At 60.4% G+C, this 10,393-nt stretch carries 7 protein-coding genes and 1 pseudogene; 3 read left to right on the top strand and 5 right to left on the bottom strand.

The features are described 5' to 3' along the window. Positions 1 to 76 precede the first annotated feature (76 nt). From ACV4UY_RS15970 to ACV4UY_RS15950, 5 genes are all read right to left on the bottom strand, one after another. Positions 77 to 361, bottom strand: a complete 285-nt coding sequence (locus ACV4UY_RS15970) for a hypothetical protein (RefSeq protein WP_491608551.1) — start codon at positions 359 to 361, stop codon at positions 77 to 79. A 16-nt stretch (positions 362 to 377) separates the two neighbouring features. After that, positions 378 to 1,946 carry a hypothetical protein gene (locus ACV4UY_RS15965; protein ID WP_491608550.1) on the bottom strand — a complete coding sequence of 523 codons (1,569 nt, stop codon included), beginning with the start codon at positions 1,944 to 1,946 and terminating at the stop codon, positions 378 to 380. Between the two features lie 219 nt (positions 1,947 to 2,165). Continuing rightward, positions 2,166 to 4,370: an AAA family ATPase gene (locus tag ACV4UY_RS15960; RefSeq protein WP_491608549.1), complete on the bottom strand. Its 2,205-nt coding sequence runs from the start codon at positions 4,368 to 4,370 to the stop codon at positions 2,166 to 2,168. A 197-nt stretch (positions 4,371 to 4,567) separates the two neighbouring features. After that, positions 4,568 to 4,945, bottom strand: a complete 378-nt coding sequence (locus ACV4UY_RS15955; protein ID WP_491608548.1) for a hypothetical protein — start codon at positions 4,943 to 4,945, stop codon at positions 4,568 to 4,570. 29 nt (positions 4,946 to 4,974) lie between these two features. Next, positions 4,975 to 5,442: a hypothetical protein gene (locus ACV4UY_RS15950; RefSeq protein ID WP_491608547.1), complete on the bottom strand. Its 468-nt coding sequence runs from the start codon at positions 5,440 to 5,442 to the stop codon at positions 4,975 to 4,977. A gap of 295 nt (positions 5,443 to 5,737) precedes the next feature. Here ACV4UY_RS15950 and ACV4UY_RS15945 point away from each other — a divergent pair, with 295 nt between their 5' ends. The 3 genes and pseudogenes from ACV4UY_RS15945 to ACV4UY_RS15935 all read left to right on the top strand — a co-directional run. Beyond that, the gene (locus ACV4UY_RS15945) at positions 5,738 to 6,655 is read left to right on the top strand and encodes a branched-chain amino acid transaminase (RefSeq protein ID WP_491608546.1); all 918 of its coding nucleotides are present in this window, start codon (positions 5,738 to 5,740) and stop codon (positions 6,653 to 6,655) included. 141 nt (positions 6,656 to 6,796) lie between these two features. After that, a complete protein-coding gene (gene ettA, locus ACV4UY_RS15940; RefSeq protein ID WP_420904075.1) occupies positions 6,797 to 8,470 on the top strand; it encodes an energy-dependent translational throttle protein EttA in 1,674 nt (557 codons plus the stop codon). A 728-nt stretch (positions 8,471 to 9,198) separates the two neighbouring features. After that, a pseudogene (locus tag ACV4UY_RS15935) lies at positions 9,199 to 9,522 on the top strand (energy-dependent translational throttle protein EttA); the annotation flags it as partial. Positions 9,523 to 10,393 lie beyond the last annotated feature (871 nt).

Here is a 10,393-nt window from a genome sequence, read left to right as displayed (position 1 = left end):
GTTGCGGGGGACGGGGGGCCGAAGGTCCCCGGCGGAGGTTCGGAGGCAGAGCCTCCGAGGTTTTGACTTTGACTCCTCAATATTTGTTCTTTCTCTCTTTGCTTTTGGCGCGCTCTTCAAAAAAGCGTTTTTTCGCGCCTTGTGCGAAAAAACGCTGCGCGCCGCCTTGGCTGCGGGATTGTTTCGCGTCTTTGGCGAAACAATCCCGCGAACATGGCCCGAAAAAACCGGCTGCCGGAGGCAGCTTATGTTCTGACGTGCAAGCTGCGCATTTTTCGCAAAAAGCGCGAAAAGCAAAGACAAGGACAAAAACAAAAAAACAAAACCTCAGGGCTTTGCCCCGAACCCCACCAGGGGCCATTGGCTCCTGGACCCCATCAGTCAAACAATTCCCCTACCCCCGCCCCCTGCCCCACCCACCGCCCAGGCCGACGCCATTGATGCTCCAACCACCTCAACCGCTCCAGAATCTCCACCCACCGACGCATCACCCGAATCCGCCGCAACAACGCATCCCCATGCGCCAATCCGGAATCCCCCACCACACCCCCCGCCTCCATCCCCACACGCTCCAACACCGTATGCATACGCCCCACCAGCCGATCCCGACGCGCGGTCATCTTCATCACATCCCATAACGCCTCAAACCGGACAAGCATCTCCCCATCCCCGGCCAACAACGCGCCAGGATCAATCTCCCCGACCGCCACCTGCCCAGACTCAACCCGCCAACTCCCCTCCGCTCCAAGAACATCATACCCGGACTCCGGATCCCAACGCACGCGCGTCCCATCGACACACACCCGTTGATGCCGCCCCTCGGCATCCCAGGTGTCCAACTCACCCGCCGTGCTCGACCAGGAGCCCGAACCATCCGCACGCCGCACCCAAATCGACTCGTCCGGATCCTGAACGGTGAAAATCCCCGGCTCCCAAACCTCGACAAACCCATGATCGCGAGCCAATGTTATCTCATCGGACGCCTCCATCTCCAAACCAACCACGGAACCACCCTCCCAATTCCGAGAAAACACCCCCTCGGAAAAGGAAAACAACACACCATCCACACGCCATTGACCACCCTGGGAATCCCATCCACCCCGCGCACCATCCGGAAAAGACCATCCGATCAAACCATGCCCATCCCTCCAGACCACCCGCCCCGCCGCATCACGATACCACGCAGCCCCGTCCGCCTTCCAAACACCCCAGGCACCCGCCACGCCGATCCAACCGCCGCTCCCATCCTCGTTCAACCAACTGGTGCATCCAGGCTCCTCCCAGATCAACCGGTCGTCCACACCCAAAACAAGTCGATGGCCATCCGGGGTCGCATGACTGAACCCCGCCTCGGGATCCCAGCGCATCCTCTGACCATCCACCCCCTCCCACGCCCAACCACGACCGGATGGATAACGCCAAAGATCCCCATCGGCTTCGGTCAGACAGACGGAACCATCCGCGAAAAATTCAACGACCGAACCATCCTCGTACGGGAACCGCCCCATCCGACACTCGCCCGGCGCATGCTCCTCCCCGTCCGCAGTGATGAAAACACGCCCCCCGAACGAACTCCAACTCTCCACCGCACCGTCGGCATGCTGGATCTGGCCAGAACCATCCGCACGCCACAACCCCTTGGATCCCGACAAGGACGCCCATTGACCATTACCCGCCGCATCCGCACGCGCGGTGCCGGAATGGGGGTCCTTCATCTCGAAGGCACCATCCGCGCGTCCCGACCACCGCCGTTCTCCCCATGTCAACCACCAACTCCCATCCGCGCGCCAACTGGCCACCACCCCGCGCCCGTCACGCCAGCCGCCACCCCCCTGGACATCCCAATGCCCCTGACCGCCCATCAGCGCGGCAAACGCGCCGGAGCCGTCCGGGTTCCAGACAAAGGATGCCGTTGGGATGATGGGCGGATCGTCGGAATGGGTCATGGGAGGAGAAGAACGGTCCAAGGGAATCGATACGGCAGAAGGGCATGAGGAGACCGGCAACGGTGATGCACGGATGCGCGATCCTTGAATCACCAAATCTGCACGCATCGAAACAATCGATTCGTGCTTCTCAAATGGCTGCGCAATTGGGCGGCCATTCATGGCCCGCCAGGCTGTTTGGCATTTGCCAAACAGCCTCTCAGACCGGCACATGGCCGGTCAATCGTAATTCAATTCCATTACCTTGGTTGTCAGACCATCCTGATCCTGAATGGTTTTGGCCATGCGTTCGGCGGCATCACGGGAACGGAAGTTGAAACGCACCGAATAAAGCCGCTTGCCCTTGCGTTCGTAAAGATGCACATAGGGATCGCCCCGACCATGATCGGCCAAGGTCCGTTTCAATTGGTCGGCGCCATCCACCTTGGCAAACGAGCCGGTCTGCACCACATAGACCCGCCCCACGGAACGAAACGACTTTTCGGTCGCCACTCCGGAGATCTTTGGCAAAGGATGATCCGCCGGCTTGGGCTTGACCGGAACCGGCTTGGCCACGATGGGCTTGGGCTTGCTCTCCTCCGGCTTCTCCTCGGATTTGTCGGAACTGCCAGGCGACTCGCTCCTTTCGGGAAGCGGCGCGGTGGTCACCTTGGCCAGCGGGGCCGGTGGAGGAGGAACCGGAGGTGGCGGCTTGCGTCCCAGATCGCGCGCTTTGAGGATCGGCACGCCTTCCTCCTCCGCGCCAGACTCCAACGCCGCGACAGGCACCGCCGGAGCCGGCGATACCGCCGAACTCGGAACATGAGCCGGAGCCGGAGCCGAACGGGTCAGGAAGGGGTCATAGACCTGCCCGGTACGGGGATTCCGCAACGGGACCGGCGTGGGCGGCGACACGACACCACCTTTTTTGGGATCGTGGGGCGGCGACCTCTCGGCACTCTCGGCGACCGGAGAGGGCACCCCCTCGGCAACCGGATCCGCTGGTGCGGTCGAACTGATCACCCTGGCGGTCTGATAGCGCTTGCGGAACGCCTCGGGATCGACGGGAGGGGTGGGTCGTGGCGGCTGCGGCTCGGCGGTGAGCTTGTCGAGCGCCTCGACCATCGCCTCCATGCGCTCCAGGGTCTGGGGCGAGGGGGGAGTCTCGGGCCGAACCGGCATATTCGGCTCCCAGTAACGCTTCTTGACGATGTTGCCCTTGTCATCCCCCTTTTCATCGGCGGGCTTGCCCTCCCTGGTGGAGGGAGACTTGTCGCTTTTCTCCACCGGCTTACCGGTTTTGTTGTCCGCCTTGTCCGATTTGGCGCTCTTGTCCGCTGGTTTGTCGCTCTTGCCCGAGATCGAAGTCTCTGGTTCGATGATCTTGACGTAGGAGGTACTCTCTCCCGGGCCTCCTTTCTTGACCACCGCGGTCTCCCCCGCGTCGGGTGCGGAACCGAACCAGCCGGCCACCTGCCCCACCCCCGCCAGGAGCATCACCACCCCACCGGCTACGGCGGCCAACCTCTGCCTCTGGGTCCAACCCACGAACGAACCGGGTTGCATGGGACGCCCCATGGTCATGGCAAGCCGCACCATGGCCCGATCGACCGCCTTGGCGTTACGCTGCCGGATCAGGGGGAGCAGGCGTTTCAACAGCAGTTCGATCTTGAGGGGGATCCCCTGGGAGTGACCGTAGATCTCCATCCAGGCAAACACGGAGAGCTTGACCGGGCTCTCCAGCAACCGGTCGAGCTGAAAACGCAAGAAGTCCCAGACCTCACGCCGGGTCAGGGGAGGCACCTCGCAACTCCCCACCAGTTGACTCGACAGGTTGATGTCCGCCTCGGCGTCGAGCAGTCCGCGCAACTCGGGACGCCCGACCAGCACCAGTTGCACGGGTCGGATCTCCTCGGAGACGAACCGGACCAGCATGTCCAGCCAGGTCATGGCGCCCGGCGTCAGGGCATGGGCATCATCGACCACCAACACCAGCTTGCGCCCCATGGCCACCCGCTCTTCCAGGGCGTCCAGGAGATCCTGCATGCTCATGGCGGGAAGGAGAACCCGTCCACCCTCCTCCCACGACTCGGGGACCAGGGCGTCGTCCTCGACGGGAATCAACGCCCCGCTCTCATCCCTGGCCAGGGTGGTGGCGGCAATGAGTTGACGCAGGAATTCGGCATCCTTGAGGGCTGCGGATTGGATGACCGCCAGATCGCGATTGTCCGGGATCATGCCGGGCAGGCGTTTGACAAGCGCACTCTTGCCGCTCCCCTCGGGACCGGTGACAAGGATCAACCCCTCGGCGCGCAGCAAAGCGGAACGCAGGGTGCGCCAGATCGGGGCATGACTGGGGGCCTGGAAAAATTGCGGACGACGACTCGTCCGCCTGGGATCGGCGGATCGCGTGGAGGGGGGAACCGCTGGTCTGACCGCTTCCATGACTGTTTGGGATGCCGATCGTTTGCCTGGTTGTAAGGATCAACAGGCGAACATCCTATCACAAACTTTCACGGTCAAGACAGGACGATTGACGCAAGACAGACCAAAAAATCCAATTTTCCCCCAGGCGCATCTCGCCAGACTCGTCCAAAGGGGTGGGCAAGGAAGGTTTGCGCCCTCTCTCCCGGAGCGACGACTCAGGCTGCGGCGAGGGTGTCGGCCTTGCGGAATTGCACCTCGATCAGGCCGGACAGCTCATCGATGGCCATGCCGATCGGAGAGCCGGTGACATCGGCACGCTCCTGCAACTCCTGGAAAAAGCCGCGCACGAATCGCATGCGCCGCGCCGGGATATGGGTCAGATCCTCCTCCCAACGACCCAGCAGCGAAATCCATCCCTGAACCGACAGGATCCCCGGCGGGGTATTGAGCATCTTGGCATCCCGCACCAGGGCGTGACGCAACGATTCGATCAGGGGACGGGCGCAATCCAGACGCTCCTTTTCCAGATCGCGTTCCAGTTGCATGAGCGTGATCATGATCTCGGCTTGGGTCACGTTGCCACGGCTGTTCATGGGTCATCCTTCCATTGCTTGGAAAACGATCAACGACGCTTCTCCGCGCTCCGCTCCTCGGGGATCACCGAGACCCGTGCAGGGTCCAGGCCATGATCCGCAGCGCGGGCGTAAATCTTGAATGAAGCATTGGCGTTCAGGCGCGAAGCCGGGGTCGGGGTCGGAGCCGCCACGCTCGGGGCCACGAAGGTCCAGGCTTCGGGCTCGGATTCGAGAGAGGCCATGGCCGCCTCTTCCTGACCGAAACGGGAACCGGCGCCCCCTTCCAGGCGACCACTCAGGGCGGCCAGATCACCCGCGGAACCGGTCATGCGGGAGACCGGAGCTTCCGCGACGACTTCGGGTTCCTTGATGCTTTCGTTTTCCGGCAGGTATCCCCGGAAAGACACCCCATCATCCCCGACACGCCCACGTTGGGCGCTCCCGACGCTCGTCACGCGCACCGCTTCCGGACTCCGGGTCAGCGTGCGAATGGTGGATAACAAGGCCTCGCTCATGGTTGGACTCTTTGTATTTCAGATCTCGTGATAGTTTGATCGTGTCCTGGATGGTTTCGTTCCCGTCGTGACGGCTTTTCGACCGTTCCAGGCACGCGTTATTAGAGATTGAGCAACATTGATGCCAATCCGGGTTTGACACCCTGGGGATATTTTCACCGAAAATCCCAAGCCTCATGCGTTTGATTGCTCCCGAAACGGAAATCGATGTGCTAGAATGGCTGTTCGGACGTAAGGATACATCTCGGAACCGGGCCGTTCCCATCACAACCTGCGCGGATAAAGAGTTACGCTCATGTACGACAAAGACGGAAAAATCTGGCTGGACGGACAACTCGTGGAGTGGCGCGAGGCCAAGGTCCACGTTTTGACCCATACCCTGCACTACGGACTCGGCGTCTTCGAAGGCATCCGCTGCTACAAGACCGATACGGGCCCCGCGGTATTCCGCCTCAAGGAACATGTCGAGCGTCTGTTCGGATCCGCCCACGTCCTGGGCATGGCCATGCCCTTCTCCCAGGACGAAATCGCCGGCGCCTGCCTGGCGGTGCTCAAGGCCAACAGCCTGCAATCCGGCTACATCCGCCCCCTGGCCTTCTACGGCGCGGAGAGCATGGGACTCAATCCGGCCAAATGCCAGGTGCATGCCACCGTGGCCGCCTGGGAATGGGGCGCCTACCTGGGCGAGGAAGGAATGGAGAACGGCATCCGCGTCAAAACCTCCTCCTACACCCGTCACCATCCCAACATCACCATGACCCGCGCCAAAGGGGTCGGCAACTACCCCAACTCGATCCTGGCCAAGTCCGAGGCGATCGCCTGCGGCTACGAGGAGGCCTTGCTGCTGGATCCCGAAGGGTTCGTGTCCGAAGGATCGGGGGAGAACATCTTCATCCTGCAAAAAGGTCGGCTGATCACCCCGCCGCTCGATTCGGCCCTGGATGGCATCACCCGTGACACGGTGATCACCATCGCCGCCGAGATGAAACTGCCGGTAATCGAGCAACGTTTTCCGCGTGACGCGGTCATTCTTGCCGAAGAGGCCTTCTTCACCGGCACCGCCGCCGAAATCACCCCGATCCGCGAACTCGACAACCGCAAAATCGGCATCGGACGCGCCGGACCGGTCACCAAGGAGATCCAGAAACGGTTCTTCGACGTGGTGCATGGCCGCCATCCCGACCATCTCGGCTGGCTGACCCATGTGAACTAGCCTGTTTGGTGGACGCGGGGCCCGGATGGCCCGCCAGATCGCGAAGAAATGGGTTCAAACTCGGTTCGAAACGTTCGAACCGAGTGCATCTGGTGATTCCATGAACGGCCTCACCAAACACCTTCAACAAGAGCGACGCGCATGGCTGAACTGCAATACATTTACTCCATGTACCGCATGACCAAGGCGGTCCCCCCGAATCGGGTCATCCTGCAGGATATCTCGTTATCCTTCCTGCCCGGCGCCAAGATCGGCGTATTGGGACTCAACGGCGCGGGCAAGTCGTCGTTGTTGCGCATCATGGCCGGCATCGACACCGAATTCACCGGCGAGGCCAAGGCCGCGCCCGGCATTCGCGCCGGATTCCTCCCGCAAGAACCGCAACTCAACCCCTCCAAGGACGTGCGCGGCAACGTCGAAGAGGGAGTCCAGCAGATCAAGGATCTGTTGCAACGGTTCAACGAGGTCTCCGAAAAGTTCGGCGACCCGGACGCGGACATGGACGCCTTGATCCAGGAACAAGGCGCCCTGCAAGAGCAGATCGACCACATCGACGGCTGGGATCTGGACCGCAAACTCGACATCGCCGCCGATGCGTTGCGTCTGCCGCCGTGGGATGCGGATGTCTCCATGCTGTCGGGTGGCGAAAAACGCCGCGTGGCGTTGTGTCGGTTGCTGCTTTCCGCCCCGGACATGCTGCTTCTCGATGAACCAACCAACCATCTGGATGCCGAATCGGTGGCCTGGCTGGAGCGGTTTCTACAGAACTATGCGGGCACCGTCGTGGCCGTGACCCACGACCGTTATTTCCTCGACAACGCCGCCGGCTGGATTCTGGAGTTGGATCGTGGTCGCGGCATCCCCTGGAAGGGCAACTACACCTCCTGGCTGGAGCAGAAAGATGCCCGCCTGATTCAGGAAAAGCGCGAGGATGAAGCGTTGCACAAACGGTTGCAGGTCGAATTGGAGTGGATCCGCTCCTCGCCGCGCGCCCGTCAGACCAAGAGCAAGGCGCGTGTGAGCGCCTATGAGGAGTTGGCATCGCGCACCCGCGAGATGCGCCGCGAAACCAACACGTTGTTCATCCCCTCGGGTCCGCGTTTGGGCGGCAACGTCATCGAGGTCGAGGGATTGAGCAAGGGGTTCGGCGGACGTCTCTTGATGGAGGATCTCTCCTTCATCCTGCCGCGTGGGGCCATTCTCGGGGTGATCGGTGGCAACGGTTCGGGCAAAACCACCTTCCTGCGCATGTTGACCGGCACCGAGCAGCCCGATTCGGGCAGCATCAAGCTGGGCGAGACGGTCAAGCTGGCCTATGTGGATCAAAGCCGCGGCACGCTGGAGCCGGACAAGACCCTGTGGGAGGCGGTGAGCGGCGGGTTGGACATGTTGGATCTGGGTGGCCGGGAGATCAACTCGCGCACCTATGTGTCGTGGTTCAACTTCAAGGGGCAGGATCAGCAGAAGAAGGTCAAGGTTCTCTCCGGCGGCGAGCGCAACCGGGCCCATCTGGCGTTGGTGCTCAAGCAGAACGGCAATCTGTTGTTGCTCGACGAACCGACCAACGATCTGGACGTGGAGACGTTGCAAGCGCTGGAAGATGCGATCACCGACTTTGCCGGCAGCGCGGTGGTGGTCTCCCACGACCGGTGGTTTCTGGACCGCATCGCCACCCATATTCTCGCCTTCGAGGGCGATTCACGGGTGGTGTTCATCGAGGGGAACTATCAGGAGTACGAGGCGGACCGCAAGCGGCGTCTGGGCCCGGAGGCGGATCGTCCGCATCGCGTTCACTACAAAAAGCTGGTGCATTGAGGGAGAGGGAGGAAACCGAACTTCTGACGGCGCGGCGACAAATGCTGCCCACTGTTGCGGGGGACGAGGGGCCGCAAGGCCCCCGGCGGAAGTTCGGAGGCTGCGCCTCCGAGGTTTTTGTTATGACCTTTATTTTTTTCAAATCTTTACGCTGATCTGATCGGCATCCTTTGACTTTTCCTTTTGCGCGCCCTTCCCAAAAGCGATTTTTCGCCCCGCGAAAAATCGGCACGCGCCGTCTTCCCCCACCGGTATCCGTCAGGACAGCGCTGGGGGGCACGTTTACCCGTTGGGAGGCGTGATCATTCCGACTGAATTTTCGATGGTGTCTCACGTTAACCTAACCACGCTCCCATCCATCCGTTATCGAAAGAACGGTTCATCAGATTGAAGTTTTCTGTTTTTAGAACCCGTATTGTCCAGATTTCGGATTTCGAGGCAAGGGAAACTTGAGATGGCATGGATGGGGCGGGAAGGATCATCGCATTCGTGGTCTCTGCTGTCGGACATGTGAAAAGCATTTTTCGCAACGGAAAGGGAGCGTGCTTGAACAAAGTCGTCTGCCAGAGGAGAAGATGGTATCCCTGTTGAAACCTGTGAGAGAAGGATGCAGGGTGAGACAAACGGCTCGTTTGGTACCTGTAAACCAGAACACGCTGATGCGGTACTCACGATCAAGTGGAAGTCATGCGACCTTGGCACATGACGAGTGGGGCACTTTCCCCCTCGAGCGCAACCGGGCCCATCTGGCGTTGGTGCTCAAGCAGAACGGCAATCTGTTGTTGCTCGACGAACCGACCAACGATCTGGACGTGGAGACGTTGCAAGCGCTGGAAGATGCGATCACCGACTTTGCCGGCAGCGCGGTGGTGGTCTCCCACGACCGGTGGTTTCTGGACCGCATCGCCACCCATATTCTCGCCTTCGAGGGCGATTCACGGGTGGTGTTCATCGAGGGGAACTATCAGGAGTACGAGGCGGACCGCAAGCGGCGTCTGGGCCCGGAGGCGGATCGTCCGCATCGCGTTCACTACAAAAAGCTGGTGCATTGAGGGAGAGGGAGGAAACCGAACTTCTGACGGCGCGGCGACAAATGCTGCCCACTGTTGCGGGGGACGAGGGGCCGCAAGGCCCCCGGCGGAAGTTCGGAGGCTGCGCCTCCGAGGTTTTTGTTATGACCTTTATTTTTTTCAAATCTTTACGCTGATCTGATCGGCATCCTTTGACTTTTCCTTTTGCGCGCCCTTCCCAAAAGCGATTTTTCGCCCCGCGAAAAATCGGCACGCGCCGTCTTCCCCCACCGGTATCCGTCAGGACAGCGCTGGGGGGCACGTTTACCCGTTGGGAGGCGTGATCATTCCGACTGAATTTTCGATGGTGTCTCACGTTAACCTAACCACGCTCCCATCCATCCGTTATCGAAAGAACGGTTCATCAGATTGAAGTTTTCTGTTTTTAGAACCCGTATTGTCCAGATTTCGGATTTCGAGGCAAGGGAAACTTGAGATGGCATGGATGGGGCGGGAAGGATCATCGCATTCGTGGTCTCTGCTGTCGGACATGTGAAAAGCATTTTTCGCAACGGAAAGGGAGCGTGCTTGAACAAAGTCGTCTGCCAGAGGAGAAGATGGTATCCCTGTTGAAACCTGTGAGAGAAGGATGCAGGGTGAGACAAACGGCTCGTTTGGTACCTGTAAACCAGAACACGCTGATGCGGTACTCACGATCAAGTGGAAGTCATGCGACCTTGGCACATGACGAGTGGGGCACTTTCCCCCTCTGACGCGGTAAGTACAATTTGACGACACTTGTAATTATATTTTTAAAATAATAATTATTGATCTTCTGATGAATAGGCATGCTATGCCAGTAAGTATCCCCCGGCAAAGCCGGGGGCTTTAGATTTTTGGCCCCTCAAAGGGG

The sequence above is a fragment of the Candidatus Magnetaquiglobus sp. genome (assembly GCF_058402785.1).
The sequence above is the reverse complement of the archived record's forward strand: the minus strand, read 5'-3'. Positions and strand labels throughout refer to the sequence as shown.

Coding starts and splice junctions, on each gene's coding strand:
- ACV4UY_RS15955 (WP_491608548.1), bottom strand. CDS start 4,945: ATGAACAGCCGTGGCAACGTGACCCAAGCCGAGATCATGATCACGCTC.
- ACV4UY_RS15960 (WP_491608549.1), bottom strand. CDS start 4,370: ATGGAAGCGGTCAGACCAGCGGTTCCCCCCTCCACGCGATCCGCCGAT.
- ACV4UY_RS15970 (WP_491608551.1), bottom strand. CDS start 361: ATGGCCCCTGGTGGGGTTCGGGGCAAAGCCCTGAGGTTTTGTTTTTTT.
- ACV4UY_RS15945 (WP_491608546.1), top strand. CDS start 5,738: ATGTACGACAAAGACGGAAAAATCTGGCTGGACGGACAACTCGTGGAG.
- ettA (WP_420904075.1), top strand. CDS start 6,797: ATGGCTGAACTGCAATACATTTACTCCATGTACCGCATGACCAAGGCG.
- ACV4UY_RS15965 (WP_491608550.1), bottom strand. CDS start 1,946: ATGACCCATTCCGACGATCCGCCCATCATCCCAACGGCATCCTTTGTC.
- ACV4UY_RS15950 (WP_491608547.1), bottom strand. CDS start 5,442: ATGAGCGAGGCCTTGTTATCCACCATTCGCACGCTGACCCGGAGTCCG.